The organism is Flavobacterium hydrophilum (assembly GCF_003202405.1).
In the GTDB taxonomy this organism is placed as follows: domain Bacteria; phylum Bacteroidota; class Bacteroidia; order Flavobacteriales; family Flavobacteriaceae; genus Flavobacterium; species Flavobacterium hydrophilum.
Genome location: NZ_QJHL01000001.1, coordinates 807,588 through 831,503 on the forward strand (window position 1 = coordinate 807,588; position 23,916 = coordinate 831,503).

The window sequence follows — 23,916 nt, forward strand, 5'->3', positions numbered from 1 at the left end:
CATGAAACGATATATTTATAAAAAATTAATTATAGGATCAGTAGTTTTGTTCTCCTTTGCAGGCTGCTCTGATATTTTAGAAGAAAAACCACATGATTTTTATGAACCTGGTTATTTTAAAACAGAAGCGGGTGTAAAACAGGGATTAACTTCACATTATGCTCATTTACGCTGGATATACGGGCAGGCATATTATTATAATTCTGTTCAGACCGGTACAGATGAAAATACATATGGACAACAGGCCGACGGAAACTTCAAAGATCATGATTTATCGGGTGTTGGAGTAATTAATCCTAATTCGAGCAGAGCAGACGTAGTTTGGAACAACTCTTATAATGATATCAATACTGCCAGCGGAATTATTGAAAATGGAGCAGCAGTGGGTGTGGCAAGTAGTTTAATTGCTGAGTCAAGGTTCTTTAGAGCTTTTGATTACTTTTTATTGGTACAGAATTTTGGTGGTGTGCCTTTAGATTTAGGAGCAGGTGAACTGAAATTCAACACCAAACCGTCAAGATCTTCTAAACGAAATACCGTTACTGAGGTTTATACTAAAGCTATTTTCCCGGATTTGGTAACAGCTGTAAATGATTTACCTGATGCACCAAGATTAACAGGTACAGCCACTAAAACATTAGCCCGTTTATTTTTGGCGAAAGCCTACCTGACATATGCTTGGTGGTTGGAAAATCCAAATAATATTCCAACTTATCCTGATACACCAAGAGTAGATCCTGATGGACATAATGCACAATGGTATTTTCAGAAAGCATACGATTTGGCTTTAGAAGGAATTAACAATCCGGGTTCATATGGATTGTTGGATTATTATTATGATGTTAACTTAGGTTCTAATGACCGTAATAAAGAAATGATGCTTTATGCTGATCATACGGAGGAAAGCGAATATTACAATGGTGCCAGTCTAACTTACGGAAGCGGAGGCTCACCTGATAATTTTGCCGGATGGATGGGGACATTCAATTACACTGCTATAAGAAGTAAAAATGGAGGAGCTTCAGTTTCTTCTGTACAAAGAGCTGCTGATCAATTCTTAGGACGTCCATGGGTAAGAATGGTACCGCCTATTGAAGTTTTTACAAATACATTTGCTGATAAAACTAATGATTCCAGATATGATGGAACATTTACTTCTGTTTATCGCGGAAATTGGAATTTACTCGGAACAGGATTAACAAATGTAGCTACGCTTAACAATGCTAATGGATTGCCTGTAGCACCAAATGGAGCAATTTTAACTTTCTTAAATGATGAACCGGCTACACCAATTACATATCCTTCAGGAGCAGGAGACAGCGGTGTTGGAGCAGGAGTTTTACCCGGCAGAGCTGATTATGTTATTTCACCATCCGGAATAAGCAGAATAGTTTATCCAGGTCTATGGAAATTAGGGCCATATCGTACTGATAATGCCGGAGGATTAGGACAGCCGAATGCTGGTAGTACAAGACCATTCCCGGTAGCTAAATTTTCAGAACTTTATTTTGTTGCAGCAGAAGCTGCAGTAAAAGGGGCAACTGGTTCTATGACAGCCAGAAGCCTTATAAACGTAATACGTGCACGTGCTGGAAAATGGCGTTGGGATAACAATGGTCATGTAGCTAAGAGTGCAGACAACAGTACTGTATTAACCAGTGCAACTCCGGCTGTAATTACTATTAATTATATTCTGGCTGAGCGTTCACGTGAGTACTATGGAGAAGGATACCGTTGGTATGACTTAGTAAGAACTCAAAAATGGAATGAAATTGCGGGCACTTACTCAATCAGTGGGTCGAATTATGGTCAGCATACACCACAGATTGTTACCAGAACTATTCAACCATATCATTATTTACGCCCAATTCCTCAAGGTCAGATAGATTTAATGGAAATGAGCGCTGCTGAAAAAGCAGAATACCAAAATCCAGGATATTAATCCTAATATTATAAGCAAATGTAGCCGTAATTATAGGCGTTGATTTTACAGAATAACTTTATAAGAAGGTTTTTTTAAGTTTGCTTAGTTTGAAGCCGAGGGGTAATTCCCTCGGCTTTTAAATTCTGAATTCAACTCGTAAAGGTCAGGTTTTACAGCTATTATATATTAAGACGTGATGACAAATACTAATACAGTTGATATAAAATGAAATACTTTTAAATATAGGACATTTCAAAGAGATGTTAATAATAAACCAGTACAAATGAAGCAGAAACCAATATTTTTCTTATTATCAATATCATTATTATTTCTTTTTTCTTTTAATGAAGCAACGGTTAAAGATACTCTTCCAAAAAAGAAGATTGAGAGAGGCCCGATTTTTTCCAATGTTGTTTACCAGGGAGATGATGATATTTATAAAAATAATCCACTGAAACCGGATGAGTTTTATTCTCCAGTTTTGCAAGGGTGTTATCCGGATCCTGCTATTACGAGAAAAGGAGATGACTATTACATGGTTTGTTCTTCATTTGCCATGTTTCCCGGAGTGCCGGTTTTCCATTCTAAAGATTTAGTGAACTGGACTGATCTGGGGGGCGTATTAAACAATGTCTCTGAATTTAATCCGCATAATACTGGTATCAGCCAAGGAGTATATGCTCCAGGTATAACTTATAACCCTCATAATGATACTTTCTATATGATTGTAACAGCATTTTCAGGAGGTTTGGGCAATATTATAGTAAAAACAAAAGATCCTATGAAAGGATGGGGAAGTCCTGTAAAATTAGCTTTTGAAGGAATTGATCCTTGTATATTCTTTGACGATAACGGAAAAAAAGGTTACATTGTTCATAATGATGCTCCTGATAAAGGAAAAGAATTATATCAGGGACATCGTGTAATAAAAGTTTGGGAATATGACCTTGAAAATGATAAAGTAATTCCGGGTACTGATAAAATTATAGTAGACGGAGGCGTCGATCTTTCTAAAAAACCAATATGGATCGAAGCACCCCATTTGTATAAAAAAGACGGGCGTTACTATTTAATGTGCGCCGAAGGAGGAACCGGAGGAAATCATAGCGAAGTTATTTTTGTTAGTGATAGTCCAAAAGGACCTTTTAAACCAGCATCAAATAACCCAATTCTTACCCAAAGATATTTTCCAAAAGACAGGGCAGATAAAGTAGATTGGGCCGGTCATGCAGATTTGGTACTTGGTCCGGATAATAAATATTATGGTGTATTTTTAGGTGTTCGTCCTAATGACAAGGACAGAGTTAATACAGGACGCGAAACTTTTATGCTGCCTGTAGACTGGTCGGGCGTTTTTCCGGTTTTTGAAAACGGATTAGTACCTCTGGAGCCCAAAATAAAAATGCCTGAAGGAGTTACTGAAAACAAAACAGGCAAAGGTGGATTTTTCCCAAATGGGAATTTTACGTTTACCGAAAATTTTACTTCTGAAAAATTAGATTACAGATGGATTGGACTTAGAGGTCCTCGTGAAAATTTCATTTCAGTAACTAAAAAAGGATTACAGATTACTCCTTTTGAAGTAAATATCAAGGAAGTAAAACCAACTTCTACACTTTTTTACAGACAAATGCACAACACTTTTTCTTTTGCAACAACAATAGATTATAAACCGGCATCTGAAAAGGATCTTGCAGGAATTGTATGTTTACAAAATGAGCGTTTTAATTATGTTTTTGGAATCACAAAAAAAGGAAAAGACACCTATATCTTATTGGAAAGAACAGAAAAAGGTCAGTCAAAAATTATTGCCAGTACCAAAATTGAAATTAAAAAGCCACTTCGTCTTCAGGTAAAAGCAAAGGGAGATAATTATGAATTTAGCTATTCTTTAAATGGTACCGATTTTGAAAACTTAGGAGGAAGTGTTTCCGGAGATATACTTTCAACAAATGTGGCCGGAGGTTTTACAGGAGCATTAGTAGGATTACATGCCACAGCTGCAAACGACACCAAGGCAGAATAAATATTGAATTTTACAAATTAATAAGTATGTAGTATTTAAAAAGAAAGAAACTACATACTTATTAATTTAAGTATTAAAAATGATAATAATCAATAAATAGCTACACATGAAAAGAGAATATTTCAAATGGTTATTGTTTATACCTCTCTTGCTTTTGATTTTGGGATGTAAGCCCAGTCAATCACCTATTAAAAAAGCAGGAAAGTCAGGTAATGAGAATTGGGTGGGTACCTGGGCAACGGCACAAATGCTGGTAGAACCAAATAACATGCCTCCTGAACCGGGTCTGGCAGAAAATACCATTCGACAAATTATTAGAGTTTCAATAGGAGGGAAGCAGCTGCGCCTCCGTTTTTCCAATATATTCAGTGATCAGCCAACCGTCTTGAAATCGGTAAGTGTAGCAAATGTAACTGCTGCTCCGGGGATTGATCCTGCAACACAAAAAATACTAAGTTTCAACGGAAATCCTGAAATAACAATGAATCCGGAACAGGAAGTATTTTCAGATGCCTTTGATTTTGATTTAAAGGCAGGCCAGCTATTAGCCATTACCATTCATTACGGAGCTGCATCGCATAAAACATCAGGACATCCGGGTTCCAGAACGACTTCTTACATTTTGCAAGGGGATAACATTTCTGATGCTGCTTTTTCCGGTGCGGTAAAAACAGATCACTGGTATTCCATTATGGGAGTAGATGTTAATAACGACCAATCTGCCAATATCGTTTGCCTTGGAAATTCTATTACTGATGGCCGTGGATCCGGAACCAATAAACAAAACAGATGGACAGATATCTTATCTGCCAGATTACTTGCCAATAAAAAAACAGATCATATAGGAGTTTTGAATTTAGGAATAGGAGGGAATTGTGTGGTTAAAGGCGGATTAGGCCCAACAGCACTGAATCGTTTTGACAGGGATGTATTATCTCAAAAAGGCACAAAATGGTTAGTGATTCTTGAAGGGGTTAATGATATTGGAGGAATTAAAAATCCGCAAGATGCACCTCTTAAAGCTCAGGAATTGATTGAGGCTTACAAAGTCATGATTGATAAAGCACATGCTAAAGGAATCAAAGTCTATGGCTGTACCATTTTACCTTTTCAGAAATCGTTTTATGATGCGCCCTACAGACAGGAAGCAAGAGATATCGTAAACACATGGATTCGAAATAGTAACGCCTTTGATGCTGTAATTGATTTTGATAAGGCAATGGTTTCAGAAATAGGCTCAAAAACTATTTTATCAGACATGCATGACGGCGACTTTTTGCATCCAAACGAATCAGGTTATCTCAGAATGGGAGAAGCTGTAGATCTGGATTTATTTAAATAAAACTTAAATGATTTTTGATAATAAAAATACCTTATGAAACTAATAACTAAATTTTTCGCATTTGCTCTCCTTTTTTCAATTGTACAAAAAGGATACTCTCAAGACTCTGATTTTCACGTTTATTTAAGTTTTGGCCAGTCTAACATGGAAGGGTATGCGAAAATAGAAGCTCAGGACAAGGTAGAGATTGACGACAGGTTTCAGGTTCTGGCAGCAGTAAACTGTCCCGAGACAGGACGTAAAATGGGGAATTGGTATACTGCTGTTCCACCTTTATGCCGTTGTAATACCGGACTAACACCTGTTGATTATTTTGGAAGAAACATGGTTGCCAATCTTCCTAAAAAAGTAAAAGTGGGCGTCATCAATGTAGCCGTTGGAGGCTGTAAAATTGAACTCTTTGATAAAGATAAGTCAGCAGAATATGTTGCAACTGCACCCGACTGGATGAAAGGTATGCTTAAGGAATACGACGGAAATCCTTATGGGAGGCTGGTTGAAATGGCAAAAATAGCACAGAAAAAAGGAGTTATTAAAGGTATTTTAATCCATCAGGGAGAATCTAATACCGGTGATACACTTTGGACTAAAAAGGTAAAAATTGTCTACGATAATTTGATGAAAGATCTGAATCTGGATCCGAAAAGAGTACCACTTCTTTCTGGTGAGACAGTTAATGAAGACCAGAACGGTAAATGTGGAAGCATGAATAAAATTATTGCGACACTGCCAAAAACAATAGCAAATTCTTATGTGATCTCATCTAAAGGATGTACAGCTGAGCCTGATTTTTTACATTTTAATGCCTCGGGTTACAGAGAATTAGGAAAACGCTATGCACAGAGAATGCTTTCTTTATTGGGATATAAATTCTCAGATAACGAAGTGCCTTTAAGGGTACAGGCTCCTGTTGGTTTTGATCAGTTAAATGCAAACATTCCGTCCGGAAAAGTAGAGACTATTAATTATGAATCCAAAACGGTAGGTTCTGTCCGAAAAGCTACTGTATACACACCTCCGGGATTTAATAAAAAGAAAAGATATCCTGTATTATATCTTTTACATGGAATAGGAGGAGATGAAAAAGAATGGCTCAACGGAGGTAATCCGCAGGTTATTCTGGATAACCTTTACGCGGAAGGAACAATAGAACCTATGATTGTGGTGATGCCAAATGGCAGGGCAATGAAAGATGACAGTGCCACTGGTAATATAATGGCTCCGGATAAAGTACAGGCATTTTCTACTTTCGAAAAAGACTTATTAAATGATCTAATTCCTTTTATCGAAAAAAAATACCCGGTTCTGAAAGATAGAGAACACCGCGCTATTGCAGGTTTATCTATGGGTGGAGGGCAGTCTCTGAATTTCGGATTAGGTAATTTAGATAAATTTGCATGGGTTGGTGCATTTTCTGCAGCTCCAAATACTAAAATCCCAAAAGAACTCCTTCCTAATCCTGAAGAAGCAAAAAAGAAATTAAAACTGCTCTGGATTTCCTGTGGTGATAACGACTGGCTTATCGATAACAGCAAACGTACCCACGATTATTTATATAAAAATGATGTTCCGCATGTCTATTACATAGAACCGGGAGTTCATGATTTTAAGGTATGGAAAAACGGTTTGTACATGTTCTCACAGTTTTTGTTTAAAAATGTAGATACTTCAAATTTTGCAAAATATACTATTTTAGGATCTCAGGCAGAAACTAATATCCGCAATGCAAAATATCCTCAAATATTGCCGGACAATCGGGTAGTTTTTAAAGTTAAGGCACCGGAAGCAACAAAAGTGCAAATTGATTTAGGGAGAAAATACGACATGGTAAAAGATGGAGAGGGAACATGGAATGTAACTACTGATATCATTAATAAAGGTTTTAATTATTACTCGTTACTTATTGATGGTGTTGCTGTTGCCGATCCGTCAAGTAAAAGTTTTTATGGTATGGGACGTATGGCCAGCGGAATAGAAATCCCAAATAAAGAAGGAGATTTTTATGCTTTAAAAGATATCCCTCATGGAGACATAAGAATTAAAAAATACTTTTCAAAAGCTACTAATTCATGGCGCGAAATGTATGTTTACACACCACCGGCCTATGAGAATGCTACAGAAAAATATCCTGTTTTATATTTATTGCATGGAGGCGGTGAAGATCAGAGCGGATGGGCAACTCAGGGTAAGGCTAATTTAATTTTAGACAATCTTATAGCTGAAAATAAAGCAAAGCCAATGGTCATAGCAATGATTGACGGCAATATGGGAGGAACTGAAGGTTTCAATGAAAATGCCCTGAAAGCTTTTGAAAATGAATTAAAATCGGGAGCAATACCATTTGTAGAAAGTAATTTTAAAGTAGCAGCTGATGCTAAAAACAGAGCTTTAGCCGGATTGTCAATGGGCGGATTACAGACACTTTATACAGGTGTTAAAAACTCAGATATGTTTTCTTATATAGGCGTATTTAGTTCAGGCTGGTGGGCCAATAATCAAACGCTGTCAGAACCTCAATATGAATTTATGAAAAACAATACCGCCACTATTAATTCAAATATTAAAGAATTTTGGATTTCGATGGGAGGCAAAGAAGATATTGCTTTTGAAAATTGTAAAATAATGATGCGCAGGTTTGACCAAATTGGTATTAAATATAAATACAGCGAATATCCGGGAGGACATACCTGGCCGGTATGGAGTCACGATTTATTTATGTTCGCACCAGTCTTGTTCAAATAGGAGGAGTGATATATAATTGATTTTTTAATAAAACACAATGAATAGATTTTCAGTATTTATCATAACTCTGCTCGCCATCTGCATATCGTGTACATTAAAAGCAGCACAACCTTTTATAACAGCTAAAAAAGGCAGTGACGTTCTTGTTTTGAAAGAGAAATCAATACCTCTTTCTTTTTTTGTTAATACCGGAATAGATCCGGGTATTGGGCGTGCACTAAGCAATCTGCAGTCTGATTTTGAAAAGGTAACAGGTCAAAAGCCAACGGTTTTTAACCAGAATCCAAATTCGTCTTCGCCACTGATCATCATAGGGGTAATCGGGACCAATTCTATCATTGACGATTTAGTAAAACAGAAAAAAATAGACGAAAAGCTCCTTAAAGGAAAGAATGAAAAATTTATTATACAAAGTGTTAAAAATCCATTCAATGGAGTGGAGGAAGCTCTTGTAATTGCAGGTAGTGATAAACGAGGCACGATATACGGAATCTATGAATTGTCCCGACAAATTGGTGTTTCTCCTTGGTATTACTGGGCTGATGTACCTGTTGAGCAAAAAGATAATATTTATTTTGTAAAAGGCATATACACTGATGGAGAACCAGCCGTAAAATACAGGGGGATTTTTATCAATGACGAAGCCCCCGCATTAAGTGGCTGGTCTAAAGCTACATTTGGAGGCTTTAACAGTCAGTTCTATGAAAAAGTTTTTGAATTGTTGCTTCGTCTTAAAGCCAATTATATCTGGCCCGCGATGTGGGGTAACGCTTTTTATGATGATGATGCAGCTAGCGGACCTCTTGCCAATGAAATGGGAATTATCGTTGGGACCTCACATCATGAACCAATGGCTTTGGCTCAGACCGACTGGCATCGATATATTAAAAAAAACAATCTTCCAAATGTTTGGGATTATGCTAAAAATAAAACAGTTTTAGACGAATTCTGGAAAGGCGGAATAGAGCGCAGTAAGAATTGGGAAAAACTGGTGACAGTTGGAATGCGCGGAGACGGGGATGAAGCGATGAGCGAAGGAACCAATATAAGCCTGCTGGAGAATATTGTAAAAGAACAGCGTAAAATTATTGCACAGGTTACCCATAAAAAAGCCGAAAAAACACCTCAGGTATGGGCATTGTATAAGGAAGTACAGGATTATTATGATCAGGGGATGAGAGTTCCTGACGATGTTATTTTATTATTCTGTGATGATAACTGGGGAAATGTCCGCAAACTCCCAGACCTGACAAAGTCCATGCACAAAGGCGGTTACGGAATGTATTATCACTTTGATTATGTAGGAGGACCAAGAAATTCGAAGTGGATAAATATAAGTCCGATACAAAGAGTCTGGGAACAAATGAATCTTACCTACGAACACGGTGTCGATAAAATCTGGATCGTCAATGTAGGAGATTTGAAACCAATGGAATTTCCCATCAGTTTCTTTTTGGAGATGGCATGGAATCCTAAGAATTTTAATTCTCAGAATCTTTTCGAATTTACCGAAAAATGGGCAACTGATCAGTTCGGAAAAGAACATGCCAAAGAAATTGCAAGACTATTAAATACCTATCCAAAATTCAACAGAAGAGTTACTCCTGAAATGTTGGACAGCAAAACCTACAGTCTTGAAAATTATAATGAATTTCAAACCGTTGTTACTGATTATAAGAATCTGTCACTTGATGCTTATCGAATTTACAATGATATTCCACAGCAATACAAAGATGCTTATTTTCAGCTTGTACTATATCCTATAGATGCCTGCAGTAATCTTTACGAAATGTATTTTGCACAGGCAAATAACAGAAAACTGGCGTCAGAAAAAAACATTTTAGCGAACACTTTTGCGGAGCAGGTGAAAAGTAATTTTGCAAGAGATTCTATTCTTCAAAACAAATACAACAATGAAATTTCAGGTGGGAAATGGACTCATATAATGGATCAGATGAGAATTGGATATAAAGCCTGGCATGATGCTCCAAAAAATATCCTTCCCGAAGTTACTTATGTAACTGAAGAAAAAGTTTCTAAAAGAGCTGTTTTCCAGGAAAAAAACGGGTACATCTCTATAGAAGCCGAAAATTATTCAGCTTTGAATAATTCTAAAAATATTCACTGGGAAGTGATTCCTGACTTTGGCAAAACAAAATCAGGGATTACTACATTCCCTCAAAATACGTATCCCAAAAAGGATGAAAATGTTTTTCTGGAATATGATGTCAATTTTGAATCTAAAGGTGAATTGAGTGTTCAGCTTTGGTTAGCTCCAACACTCAATTTTAATGGTAATAAAGGACTGAAATACGAAATTTCTTTTGATGGAAATGAGCCTCAAACTATAAATTTTAATGGTCACTACAGAGGTGAATTAGGAAAATGGCAGGCTGAACATATTATTAAATCCGTTACCAAACACAGCATTTTAAATTCCGGGAAACACACATTGCGTATTCGTGTATTAGACCCTGGAATTGTCCTGCAAAAAATCCTTATCGATTGCGGCGGTTTAAAGCCAGCTTACCTGGGAGCTCCGGAAAGCGAAATTATTTATCAGGATAAATTCTAAATTATTTAATTGATTAAATTTTAGTAACCAATAATAGTAAAAAATATGAAAAAAGTATACCAATTAAGTTTAATATTGTTTGCCGTTTTATTTGCTTTATCTTTCAGTTTGCATGCACAGAATGCAAAAGTTCAAATTGATAAAAATAAAACATATCAGAAAGTCACCGGTTTTGGAGGTTTTGTATGCAGTCCTCAGTTTGGCTATAATTACATGTCAACTGACGAAATCAAAAAAATGTGGGGAACAAATAGTGATGCCGGTTACAATATTATGCGCCTTTATATTCCGGGAGAGAGTAACTGGCCTTCAACGCTTGCAACTGCAAAATTAGCCAAAAATGACCTGGGATTAAAGATTTTTGCAAGTCCCTGGACAATGCCTGCTGAATGGAAAACAAACAATAGTGAAGTTGCAGTTTTTACCGATGAAAACGGAGTTAAGCAAATTGGCTATCTGAAAGAAGAACATTATGAGGATTATGCTTTGTATCTTAATCGTTATGTAACGTATCTTCGTGATAATGGTGTAGAACTCGATTATATTTCAATTCAAAATGAGCCTGATGAAATGGCAACTTATCAAGGTTGTATATGGACACCTGTACAAATAGCTACTTTTGTTAAAAATTTCGGTCATCTTATTAATTGTAAGGTTATTGCGCCTGAAAGTGTTGGTTATTCAGATTCTTTTGCAAATGCTTTTCTGGATGCCAGTGTCATGCAAAATTTTGAAGTTTACGGCGTTCATCAGTATGGTGGTATTCAGTCCAAATACAAACAATTTCAGAATTATAACAAAGAAATATGGATGACAGAATATCTTATTAACTGGAATTCAGGAAGTACGGTTCGCGATTTTAATTGGGGAATTGATGCTTTTAGTTTCGCAAACAGTGTCAATGATGCGATGCTGGGAAATGTGAATGCCTGGATTCACTACGCCACTAAGCGATATTATGCTCTGATGGGTGATGGATCAAACGGAACAGTTGCCGGAGAAATTACCAAAAGGGGGCATATACTTTCGCAATATGCAAAATTCACTACCGGTACAACACGTATCGAATCAACATGGAGTGATGCTACTGCACAGCTTAAAGGCTCTTCGTACATCAATGATGCTGGTGATAAAATTGTTCTTACTATTATTAATCCATCGCAAAACACTTATAATCTGACTGTAGATTTACCATTTTATTCCGTAAAAGGAACTAAAACAATTACTACTCAGAGTATTGACATACAAAACACTGCGGTTAGTTTTACGGAAACATTTCGTCCCGTAGTGAGTATTGATGCTTCGAGTTTTATTACTTTGACTTTTGAAAAGAGTAAGGAAAGAGTACCATCACAAATGACCAGTAAAGAAGTTCATTATGCAAAAATTGAAAATCAGTCTGTTACAAATCCTGCATTTGGAACAACATACCAGATTAGCGGCAAAACTGTGACATTTGCAAACGCAAATCCACTGATAAGTACTAATATGACCGATTCTAACGGGTATTTAAAATTAGACAACCGTTATAATAAGTTTATAATGCATGTTAAAAGTTTTACTACTGCAAATCAGGCTAATACTGATAATACAACACTGTATTATATCAATGACAATGGCGAAGTTAAGTCTAAAAATTATGGAAAATTCAATTTTCCTACCGGCGTTGAATTTGATTTGACATTTGATATTTCTAAAGCAGTTCTTACAGATGGATGTACCGGTATTATTGGCCTGCGAAATTCTAATTACAGTTCAGTACTTACTTTAAATTTAGGTGATGTATATTTTAATATTGCTGACGAAAAAGCAGCCGAATTTGGAGGTACATATTCAGATGATGACAGTCTTTTGATGGATGCACTGGAAAGTACGAAATATGTGTCATTAGATTTTAGAAATGCCACAGGTATAAGTTCATCTCAGGACTGGCATGCCAAATCAGCCAATAAAAATAGTATTTTTTATGTAACGGCGAATAATACTGCTATGAATGTTGTATCCGGAACTGTGAGCAATAATTTAAACCTTATGGATCTGGGTGGTGATTTTAATGTTCCTTTTGGTTTTTCAGCTACAGCTGCATCTTTTACCAAAACGATTACAGATTACGATGTTTTAGTGCTTCCATTTGAAGCCACTATACCTCAGGGCATTACAGCTTATACGATGCAACCTTCATCTGCTAAAATAATATGTACTAAAATTGAAGGTGTAATTCCGGCCAATACGCCTGTTTTATTAAATGGTTCAGGTACATTTGCTTTTAGTGGTACCGGAAATGTTTCAACACCAAAAGCGTTGACTGTTAATCAGATGAATCCGGTTTACATTGGCGTTAAAGCTCCGGCAGGAAGTTACACATTGAAGACAGTAAATAATGTTACTGCATTTTATCCTGTAACTGTCGGAAGTGAACCCTTAATTTCATCCTTTCGCTTCTACTTAAGTGAAAAAAGCGGATATAATGCTGCAGTTCTTCCTTTTGAATTTAATACATTAAGTACGAATCAGAATGAATTCAGCAAGGCAGATTTCACATTATATCCAAATCCTGCAGTGGAGGAAATTTTTGTAGATATGTTGTCTTCTGATTTTGATTATAGAATTTTCAATATTCAGGGCAATTTAATGAATTCAGGGACTTTGAAAAATGGAAATACCAGAATAAGAATAGAGTCACTGCCTGCCGGAGTATATTTTATTAATGGAACAAACGGTAAATCTAAAATAACCAGGAAGTTTATAAAAAGATAAAATTTCAGGTTGAGAATGATTGAAAAAGGCTTTAAATTAATTAGTACATTTTAAAGCAGAATCTATTAGAATATTTTACCCTGCGACATTAAATTATCGCGGGGTTTTGTTCTAAAACCGCTGAGAGGAAAAAAAATAGATAATTGAAAGATTAAAGCTTTCTTATCTTGAGTCACCAGGCAATAAAATGATTAAAAAGATAATTTTGAATCTAATGCCTGATTTTATATCACTGATAAGAATCATACGAAACTAAATACTTATGAAAATATATTTAATTAACCTATTATTGTTTTTTGGATTTGCATTATCTGCGCAGGAAATAGATGAATTAAAACTTTGGTATAAAAGTAGTTCGGGCAAAGTTTGGGAAAATGCCCTGCCGATAGGTAATGGTTTTCAGGGCGCGATGGTGTATGGGAATGTAGAGAAAGAAATTTTTCAATTAAATGAAGCTACTGTTTGGAGCGGCAGCCCTAACAGAAATGACAATCCTAATGCGAAACAGGCTCTTAATGAAATTAGAAAACTTCTTTTCCAGAAAGAATACAAAAAAGCCGAAAAGTTAATAAATGAGAACATAATTACTAAAAAATCCCATGGCCAGATGTTTCAGCCAGTAGGAAATTTAGAATTGAGTTTTTCAGCTCATGAGGATTTTAAAGACTATTACCGTGAACTGGATATTGAAAAAGCGGTTACAAAAACCTCATACAAAGTAGCGGGTGTCACCTACATTCGGGAAGCATTCATGTCTTTTCCTGATCGGGTGTTAGTTGTGAAAATAACTGCCGATAAACCCGGAAAATTGTCATTTACTGCAGCTTTTACTTCTCAGCATAAAAACCAGGAAATAGCTGTTAGCAGCAATAATGAACTTTCGCTCTCCGGTAGGACAAGTGATCATGAAGGTATAGAAGGAAAGGTACAATTTAACGCACTGGCAAAGTTTAAAGTTAATGGCGGAAGTGTTAATACTGTTGGTAATTCAATAAAAATTGAAGGTGCAGATTCAGTTCTGATTTATGTTTCAATTGGGACTAACTTCATAAATTATAATGATATTAGTGGTAAAGAAAATGAAATTGCAAAGTCATTTTTAGATAAGGCATTCGGTAAGAATTATGATAAAATGAAGACAGATCATATTGCTTATTATCAAAAATATTTTAAAAGGGTTAAACTTGATTTAGGGGCAACAGAATCATCAAAATTACCAACAGATGAAAGACTGGCTAATTTCAGAAATGTATCAGATCCTTCTTTTGTTACTTTATATTATCAGTATGGACGATATTTACTGATTTCTTCTTCGCAGCCTGGCGGACAGCCGGCAAATCTTCAGGGTATTTGGAATCATAGTATGTCACCTGCATGGGATAGTAAGTATACCATCAATATTAATACAGAAATGAATTATTGGCCCGCTGAGAAAACAAATTTATCAGAAATGCATGAGCCACTCTTAAAAATGGTTCAGGAATTAGCCCAAACCGGCAAAGAAACGGCCAGCGTAATGTATGGCGCGAGAGGCTGGATGGCACATCATAATACTGATATTTGGAGAATTAACGGTGCTGTTGATGGTGCTACCTGGGGAGTCTGGAATGCAGGAGGTGGCTGGTTGAGTCAGCATTTATGGGAGCATTATCTCTATACCGGGGATAAGAAATATTTGGAATCGGTATATGAAGTACTAAAAGGTGCAGCCGATTTTTATGCTGATTTTTTAATAAAAGATCCAACAAACGGCTGGCTGGTTGTAGCTCCCGGAAATTCACCCGAAAATTCGCCGGCAGCCCATCAGGGTTCAGCAGTTACAGCTGGTTCAACAATGGATAATCAAATCGTTTTCGATGTTTTTAGCTCAGTAATTCAAGCATCAGAAATATTAGGAAAAAATAAACAATATGCAGATAGTTTGAAAACATTAAGAGAAATGCTGCCTCCCATGCAGATTGGAAAATACAATCAGCTTCAGGAATGGCTCGATGATGTGGATGATCCCAAAGATAACCACAGACATATTTCGCATTTATATGGATTGTATCCTTCTAATCAAATTTCTGCATACAGAACTCCGGAACTTTTTGCAGCAGCAAAAAATACTTTACTACAAAGGGGTGACGTATCTACAGGATGGAGTATGGGATGGAAAGTGAACTGGTGGGCAAAAATGCAGGATGGAAACCACGCTTACAGTTTAATTCAAAATCAATTAACTCCTCTTGGTGTAAACAAGGAAGGAGGCGGAACTTATAATAATCTTTTTGATGCACATCCGCCCTTTCAAATTGATGGAAATTTTGGATGTACATCAGGAATAACTGAAATGCTAATGCAGAGTTCAGATGAGGCAGTTCATTTGCTTCCTGCTTTACCGGATGCTTTAAAAGAGTCCGGTGAGATAACGGGTCTAAAAGCACGTGGAGGCTTTGAAATTAAAAATATGAAATGGAAACAGGGAAAATTAATTGCAGTAACTATTCAGTCAAATCTTGGAGGAAACCTTAGATTGAGAACCCCGAATGAACTGACTTTAAAAGGAAAGCCGAATTTTAAAACAGCTTCAGGAAAAAATTCAAATGTGTTTTATCAGACAAATGATGTCAAAAAGCCTGTTATAGCTAAAGAATCAAAAATAGAATCTTTAAATATTGCTCCAACTTATCTCTATGATATTGAGACTGAAAAAGGCAAGAGATACGACTTTTCAATTAAATAATTAATTAAAAATTTAAAAAGCTACACATTAATTTCAATACTAAAATCATGAAAATTAATTATCTATATCTCATAAGTTTACTATGTGTTTTTAGTGTAAACGCACAGCAATATCGATTTAAAGATGCCTCTCTGAGTTCACAAGAACGTGCAAAAGATTTAATTTCAAGATTAACTCTTGAAGAAAAAGCATCTTTAATGTGTGATCAGAGTGATGCGATACCAAGACTTGGAATTAAAAAATTTAATTGGTGGAGTGAAGCTCTGCATGGTTTTGCAAATAATGATAATGTCACAGTTTTTCCTGAACCTATTGGTATGGCAGCTTCATTTGACGATTTGTTAGTATACAATATTTTTAACGCCGTATCAGATGAAGCCCGTGCAAAATATAACCAATGGATTCAAAACGGTAATGAGAATAAGAGGTTTTTAAGTCTTTCGGTTTGGACTCCTAATGTAAATATTTTCAGAGATCCCCGCTGGGGGCGAGGTCAGGAGACCTATGGAGAAGATCCATATCTAACCTCGAGAATGGGAGTTTCAGTAGTTAAGGGACTTCAAGGGCCGGCAGATGCTAAATACCGTAAGCTTTTAGCCTGTGCAAAACATTTCGCCGTTCATTCGGGACCAGAGTGGAGCAGGCATGAATTGAATTTAAACAATGTAAATCCCAGAGAATTGTACGAAACTTATCTTCCGGCATTTAAATCGCTGGTGCAGGATGCTGATGTGCGACAGGTCATGTGTGCATACCAGCGCTTAGACGACGAACCATGTTGCAGTAATACCCGTTTGTTGCAGCGTATTCTTCGTGATGAATGGGGATTTAAATATCTGGTGGTTTCAGATTGTGGAGCAGTTACAGATTTTTATACTACCCATAAAGTTTCATCAGATGCAGTACATGCTGCCTCTAAAGCAGTACTTGCAGGTACTGATGTTGAATGTGTTTGGGAAAAATATCCATTTAAAAATTTACCGGAAGCGGTTGATAAGGATTTAATAAAGGAAGCAGATATTAATAAAAGCCTGCTTCGTGTATTAATTGGACGTTTTGACTTAGGAGAAATGGATGATGATGCAATAGTTCCTTGGGCTCAAATTCCCGCATCTGTGCTTAATAGCAAAGAACATCAGCAATTAGCACTTGAAATGGCTCAAAAATCAATGACGCTTTTGCAAAATAAAAATAACATTCTTCCTTTAAATAAAGCGATAAGTAAAGTGGCAGTTATAGGTCCGAATGCTGATAATGAACCAATGTTATGGGGGAATTATAATGGAACGCCAGTTAAAACGATTACCATCAGGAACGGTATACAATCAAAAATTGCCGAAAATAAAATGGTTTATGATAAAGCCTGCGATTTAGTGGAAGACAAAGTAAATCAAAGTTATTTTGATCAGATTTCATTTGAAGGAAAAAAAGGGATGAAAGCTACTTATTGGAATAATCCCAACAGGGAAGGAAATAGTGTTATATCGCAGCAAATTTTAAATCCGATAAAAATGACAACTGCGGGACAGCATGAATTTGCTTCGGGAGTGAAATTAGAAGGATTTTCAGCAAAATATGAAACAGAATTTTCAGCTAAAGCAAATGATACTCTTGTTTTTAAAACAGGGGCAACCGGTGTTTTCGAATTATTAGTTGACGGTAAATCGATAGCAAAATATACCAACTGGCGCACTGTTCCCGGCAATATTCCATTTCCGGTTGAAGCGGGTAAAAAATATAAAATCGAAATTCTTTTTGCCCAGTCAAACAATTGGCAGGCTAATCTGGAATTCGATTTTGGAAAAGAATTTGATATAGATTTCGGGGCATTAATTCAAAAATTAAAAGGTGTCGAAACCGTAATTTTTGTAGGTGGACTTTCCACACTGCTTGAAGGAGAAGAAATGCCTGTTTCTTATCCGGGTTTTAAAGGCGGAGACCGAACAAATATAGAACTTCCTGCTGTTCAGAGAAAATGTTTGCAAGAGCTTAAAGCTGCAGGCAAAAAAGTAGTTTTTGTAAACTGCTCCGGTTCTGCAATCGCTCTTATGCCCGAAACAATAAGCTGTGATGCAATTTTACAGGCATGGTATCCAGGTGAATCAGGAGGCCAGGCTGTTGCGGATGTTATCTTTGGAGACTACAATCCTGCCGGCAAGCTGCCTGTCTCATTTTATAAAAATTCAGACATACTTGGAGATTTTGAAGACTATTCAATGAAAGGACGTACTTACAGATATACAACAGATGTTTTGTTCCCTTTTGGTTTTGGTTTAAGTTATTCTAAATTTAATATTGGTACAGCAAATCTTAGTAAGACAAAAATAAAGCCGAATGAAAATACGCAATTAAGGTTACAAATAAAGAACAATAGTAAACGTGACGGAACAGAAATTGTACAAGTGTATGTTCGAAAAGCAAACGATACAGATGGTCCTTTAAAAACATTGAAGGGCTTTAAACGAATCAATTTAAAAGCTGGTGAAACTCAAAATATGACCATTGATTTACCGCCTTCTTCGTTTGAATTTTATGATTCCAATAGTAGAGGAATGAATGTAACTTCCGGTGAATATATCGTATACTATGGTACTAGTTCAGATGATAAAGATTTAAAAATGACTAAGCTGTTTGTTCAGTAAATTAGATTGTTTTTATAAAGTATTAATATGTTTTAATAATGAAAAAAGCTGCGAATGAGCAGCTTTTTTCATTATTAAGAATATTTTTAATCGTTTTGAAAACTTGTTATTGGATAGTTACAGCCAGACTGCTCACGATATTTTTGGCTGATGTAGCGGTATAAAGCATAAATTCTCCCGATTCAATTTTCCAGCTGGAAGTTTTCTCATCGTAAAAAGCCAGATCTTTTACTTTTACTTTTAAGTCAACTGTTTTTTCTTCTCCCGGTGCCAGGAATATTTTATCGAATGCTTTTAATTCCTTTTTAGGTCTTAAAACAGAGGAGGCAGTTTGACCTGCATACAATTGAACTACTTCAGCACCATTAGCTTTTCCTGTATTTTTAATGTTGAATTTAACTGTTATCTCATCATTGATTCCATAGACTTTTTTGTCAGTGGCAACATTAGAAATTTCAAAAGAAGTATATGACAGACCATAACCAAAAGGATATTGAGGCTCAATTTCTTTCGTATCAAACCAGCGATAACCTACCAGAATATCTTCATCATAATTCACTTTCAAATCACGTCCCGGATAAGCACCTAACGAATGAGCAGGCGACTGGCTCAAAGTAACCGGAATAGTAAAAGGCAGTTTTCCCGAAGGAAATTCTTTGCCGCTCAAAACATCAACAACAGCATTACCGGCTTCCATTCCGCCGTACCATCCCCAGACTAAGGCTGGAACACGGGATTCAATACCTGCTAATTCAAGTGGAGAGCCTGCAATAATTACGACAATCGTTTTAGGATTTGCTTTGGCTACTTCCTGAATTAAAGTCTCTTGTCCATAAGGCAGGCGCATATGTAGTCTGTCAAATGATTCTGAATCAAAATCATGGTTCAGACCTGCAAAAACGATTGCTACATCAGATTTTTTGGCTTGGGCCACTGCTTCATCGATTAATTTCCAATCTACTTTATCCGTATTTAATTGACCGGCGCTGCTTCTCTCCACAACATGAGACTGCTTTTCATACCCTTGTGCAAAATTGATCTGCATCGACTTTCCGTATTTATTAGTCATAGCCTGAATAGGCGTTACCTCGTACAAAGCTTTGATTTCTGAACTAAATCCACCGCCACAATGCGTTCGTGTTGCATTATCACCAATAATGGCTATTGATTTTAAGGTACTCATATTTAAGGGTAGGGTTCCCTTTTCGTTTTTTAACAGAACAACAGCTTCCACTGCAGAACGATAGGCAGCCTGCTGATGTTCTTTTGTATTTATAGCACCTTTTATACGAGTTTGAGGATCTAAAACTTTGGTTTTGATCATGACTCTCAGAATGTTTGCCACTTTTTCATTCACTATGCTTTCTTTTACACGTCCTTCCTGTACCGCTTTAATCAAAGGATCAGCAAAATACCAGTCATTATAATTTTCTTTTTCAGTTCCCATTTCTAAATCCAAACCAGCCAAAGCCGCTTTTTCGGTACTGTGAACAGCGTCCCAATCAGACATGTAGACCCCTTTAAAATTAAACTCATTTCGCAAAAGTGTTCGTCCCAAATAATCATTTTCGGTACAATATTCGCCTCTGAATTTATTGTAAGCACCCATAACTCCTAATGCTCCGGCATCAACAACTGAGGACCTGAAGCCCGGTAAATAAATTTCGCGTAAAGCCCTTTCGCTCATATTTACATCTACTACAAAACGATTTTCTTCCTGATTATTGGCTACAAAATGCTTCACACAGGCAGCAACATCCTTCGTTTGCAAGGCCTCAATATAACTTATGGAAAGTTGGGAAATAAGAAAAGGGTCTTCGCTCAAATACTCAAAGTTTCGCCCGCAAAGCGGAGAACGAATAATGTTGATTCCTGGGCCAAGCAAAACATCTTTTTTACGGAAACGGGCTTCTTCACCCAAAACAAATCCACGCTGTTTAGCCAGATTTAGATTCCAGCTCGCAGCCATAGCAGTTCCAGGAGGAAAGCTGGTAGAGAAATCATCAGTTTGCCCGGTGTACTTCCAGTCATGACGATTCATTTCTGCCCGGACTCCGTGCGGACCATCAGACAAGGCCCATTCAGGAATACCAAGATGTTTTATTGCTGAGGTGTAAAATTTAGAATTACCATGCAGCATACCGACTTTTTCTTTCAAAGTCATTTTCTTAATTAACTGTTGAATTCTTTTTTCAGTAGCATTATTTGTTTGTGAAAAAGAACTCTGAAAAAATGCTGAAAACAAAACAATAGCCATAACTCGTACCCTCATTTTATATGTTTTAGAAAACCTTTTTGGTTAAATTAAATAATTTTATTTTAGTGATAAATTCGGAAATAAACCCGTTAAAAGTTTTCAAAAGTAGCCGAATGACGGGTATTGGAATCATACAAATCGAGCATTTTATATAATAAATGAAGCAGACTTGAATAAAAAAAAGCTAAATTTTTAAACCTTAATAAAAAATGCGTCATGCCTGTTATACAGGATCAAAATATTAGATGATTTAATAAGCTGATGGATGTAAAAACCTTTGTTTTTAGGTTTAGAAGAATTGAACAATGTTTACTGTTTTTTTAGATCGGACTAAATATTAAAGGCAATTTTAAATATAAAAACCTGGCAGGTCTTAACGCTTGCCAGGTTTAATTTGATAAATTATTGGTAATAATTCAATGCTTCTATTCCGCTCCGTCCGTAACTGCCCTCGCAACAGCAAAACCGCCCACTTTTTTACCTAATTCTAATCCTTTTTCGCAATCACTTCTGTAATGGATAGCGCCATACATTCTTGAGTTTGATGCTTCTGTTGCCATTGCCTCATATTCATCTTTTTTAGCCGGAATGAAATGCGACAAAACAGCACAGGCAGCAGCACTAAAGGTAGAATGGCCGGAAACATAGGCCGGAAAATTTGGAACCCCTGTAGTTGTTTTAATGGAAGGATCCATTTGACATGGACGTGGGTTAAAATAAGTGTATTTGGCATCCCAGCAGCTAATCGCAGCATCCATCATCGCAATATTTAACAGCGCCATATTTCTTGCCCATCGAACTTCACTATACTGTTGCTGTACGAAAGATTCGGCGGCAATAGCATTCCAGTGTCCGGGAGGGGTAGAAGTATCTACTCCGTCAGCCCAAAAACTGACAATTTCCAGGTGTTTTCTGGAGTTGTCCTGGCTATATTTTTTTATTTCAGCTAATTCTTTAGCAAAAGCATCAGATTTTGTAGTAGGTGGCGCAGGAGGACGATTTGCTACAATATCCGCTTCTGACATCAAAAACGATTTTACTTTTCCGAATAAGGGAAGCATAGGTGGTCTGGCTGGTTTTTCTAATGATTTCCATGGAATTTCTCCTTTTGCAGCAGTCTGAGATTCTAATTGTGCCCAGATTGCCGGTGTTCCAATAGCAGCTCCAGCACCATCAGTTGAAGCACGGGCTATAAATTTTGCAGCAACTTTTCTGCCCAAAATTATCCCGGCGTCAATATCTGAACGAACATTTGCACCACTAATGATACGGTATAACTTTTCTTCTTCGGCTTTTTTGTTTACATAAGCAATTTCAGTTGGAAATAATAATTTTAATAATTCAATAGTAACTCCTGTAACAACAGCATCTTCTGAAGGATAGGATGGCAAAGTGCTTTTAGGGATTAACACTTGCAGCGTTGGATCAACAGTATAAGGAGCAGCTCTGTTATAAAGTTTTTTATAATGCCATGCAGCAATCAATGCATCATATTGAGCGGCACTCACATAGGCATATGCTCTTGCTGCATAAGGAGGATTGGAAAATGGGAATTGAGGATACGCAAACGGATTGGCTGGTGAAGGAGCCGGATATGTTCCGTCTTCATTTTGATAAGGAGGACGATTGTGTCTTGCTACCAATGTTCGCATAATTTCATTCCAACGCAATATACTGCCAACGCTCCAATAGTTTATAATGTTTCTTTGTTCATCAGTAATACTAACCTGAAAACTCTTGATTTCGTTAATTTCCCTTGTGTAGGCAGGCGTATTTGTAGCAACAGGTACGTCTATTGAAAATTCGTCAGGCGCAGTTAAAAGATAAGGTTTCCAGGTACCTGCCAAAGCATCGGTGTTTGTTGGATTTAACTTCGGAAACTGATCATTGCGTTCAGTTATCTCATCATTACAGGAATGTATAAGTCCAAGTCCGACCAATAAGAGTAAAAGACTTTTAAAGACAATTTTTTTGATATTATTTTTCATCTTGGTTGTTTTTGTTTTTAAAATTAATCAGATAGAATAAACCTCCGTAGAAAGAAGTAGCCTCTCCAACATTTCTGCCTTCAGTTACTACATTATAACCACCCACAATAGCTAACTCGGGAATTTTCTTCAGCGTATATTTCGCATTTAAGCCTAATTTGAAAGCATTCATCGTATTACTCGGGAAAGGCATATTATTTTTTGTAATGTCAAAACCTCCGGACTGTGTAATCGTATGGTCAATTATGGCTTCGGCAATTAACCAGTTGGATCTATAGCCTAATCTTAAATTAAAGTTCATGACATCCGGCATATTTACTTCATTGGTGTAATGAATCTCATCTGTTAAATATGAATTTCGATCAATTTTGATATTCGATCTTTTAATGTAGGCAGCAGACAATGTGGTGAAAAAATTTCTGACCTGAACGTCTCCCATCAATCTTAAGGTTCCGGTTTTGCTGCGAAGACCGATGCTTAAAGGTAAATAATCAGCTGTATAATCACTTGTAGGCATGGAATAACTTCCTAAAACAAATAAAGAATAAGTGGTATTGTCTACGGTCTTTTCAAAAGGAATGTATTTTACAGTCAACACTAAATCCTGCATCCCTTTTTGGCCTTTCATCGTTCCTGCAGTAGCATTAGTTTCAAGATACGGAATGCTAAAAAGGAAATTAAGTTTATCTGTTATTCCATATGCGCACATAGCAGCAACGCCTTTAGTAGATACGGTTCCCAGATTAAGATTTTCTCTTTTAAAAGTACCTTCCCAGTACTTTTCCCAGCTGCTGTATTGGTAAACTGCACCGAAACAAAAATTATTTTTGTTCATCATCAGAGCATCAATATCGGTCTGTGCGCTCATCATAATGGAAATTAGTAAGAGACAACACGTGTATAATTTTCTCATTTCAATATTCTTTTTTGGTTAATTT

At 36.6% G+C, this 23,916-nt stretch carries 11 protein-coding genes; 8 read left to right on the forward strand and 3 right to left on the reverse strand.

The window, feature by feature from the left end; all coding sequences use genetic code 11:
* Position 1 precedes the first annotated feature (1 nt).
* The 8 genes from DMB68_RS03340 to xyl3A all read left to right on the forward strand — a co-directional run bounded on the left by DMB68_RS03340 (position 2) and on the right by xyl3A (position 18,733).
* On the forward strand, positions 2 to 1,942 hold the full coding sequence (locus DMB68_RS03340; protein WP_110345241.1) for a RagB/SusD family nutrient uptake outer membrane protein: 1,941 nt from the start codon (positions 2 to 4) through the stop codon (positions 1,940 to 1,942).
* Positions 1,943 to 2,207: 265 nt separating this feature from the next.
* Positions 2,208 to 3,950, forward strand: a complete 1,743-nt coding sequence (locus DMB68_RS03345; protein WP_110345242.1) for a glycoside hydrolase family 43 protein — start codon at positions 2,208 to 2,210, stop codon at positions 3,948 to 3,950.
* Between the two features lie 106 nt (positions 3,951 to 4,056).
* A complete protein-coding gene (locus DMB68_RS03350) occupies positions 4,057 to 5,292 on the forward strand; it encodes an SGNH/GDSL hydrolase family protein (RefSeq protein WP_110345243.1) in 1,236 nt (411 codons plus the stop codon).
* Between the two features lie 33 nt (positions 5,293 to 5,325).
* A complete protein-coding gene (locus tag DMB68_RS03355; protein WP_110345244.1) occupies positions 5,326 to 8,034 on the forward strand; it encodes an alpha/beta hydrolase-fold protein in 2,709 nt (902 codons plus the stop codon).
* A 37-nt stretch (positions 8,035 to 8,071) separates the two neighbouring features.
* Complete coding sequence (locus DMB68_RS03360) at positions 8,072 to 10,609, forward strand: glycosyl hydrolase 115 family protein (protein WP_110345245.1); 2,538 nt, start codon at positions 8,072 to 8,074, stop codon at positions 10,607 to 10,609.
* Between the two features lie 45 nt (positions 10,610 to 10,654).
* Positions 10,655 to 13,366, forward strand: coding sequence for a T9SS type A sorting domain-containing protein (locus tag DMB68_RS03365; protein ID WP_110345246.1), 2,712 nt, complete (start codon positions 10,655 to 10,657; stop codon positions 13,364 to 13,366).
* A gap of 262 nt (positions 13,367 to 13,628) precedes the next feature.
* A complete protein-coding gene (locus DMB68_RS03370) occupies positions 13,629 to 16,091 on the forward strand; it encodes a glycoside hydrolase family 95 protein (protein ID WP_110345247.1) in 2,463 nt (820 codons plus the stop codon).
* A 47-nt stretch (positions 16,092 to 16,138) separates the two neighbouring features.
* Positions 16,139 to 18,733, forward strand: coding sequence for a xylan 1,4-beta-xylosidase (gene xyl3A, locus DMB68_RS03375; RefSeq protein ID WP_110345248.1), 2,595 nt, complete (start codon positions 16,139 to 16,141; stop codon positions 18,731 to 18,733).
* 106 nt (positions 18,734 to 18,839) lie between these two features.
* Here xyl3A and DMB68_RS03380 read toward each other — a convergent pair whose 3' ends face one another.
* The 3 genes from DMB68_RS03380 to DMB68_RS03390 all read right to left on the reverse strand — a co-directional run bounded on the left by DMB68_RS03380 (position 18,840) and on the right by DMB68_RS03390 (position 23,846).
* Positions 18,840 to 21,005, reverse strand: coding sequence for a beta-glucosidase (locus DMB68_RS03380; RefSeq protein WP_110345249.1), 2,166 nt, complete (start codon positions 21,003 to 21,005; stop codon positions 18,840 to 18,842).
* A 410-nt stretch (positions 21,006 to 21,415) separates the two neighbouring features.
* On the reverse strand, positions 21,416 to 22,978 hold the full coding sequence (locus DMB68_RS03385; RefSeq protein ID WP_110345250.1) for a phosphatase PAP2 family protein: 1,563 nt from the start codon (positions 22,976 to 22,978) through the stop codon (positions 21,416 to 21,418).
* The gene (locus DMB68_RS03390) at positions 22,968 to 23,846 is read right to left on the reverse strand and encodes a hypothetical protein (protein ID WP_231131569.1); all 879 of its coding nucleotides are present in this window, start codon (positions 23,844 to 23,846) and stop codon (positions 22,968 to 22,970) included. Before DMB68_RS03390 ends, DMB68_RS03385 begins: the two co-directional genes overlap by 11 nt.
* Positions 23,847 to 23,916 lie beyond the last annotated feature (70 nt).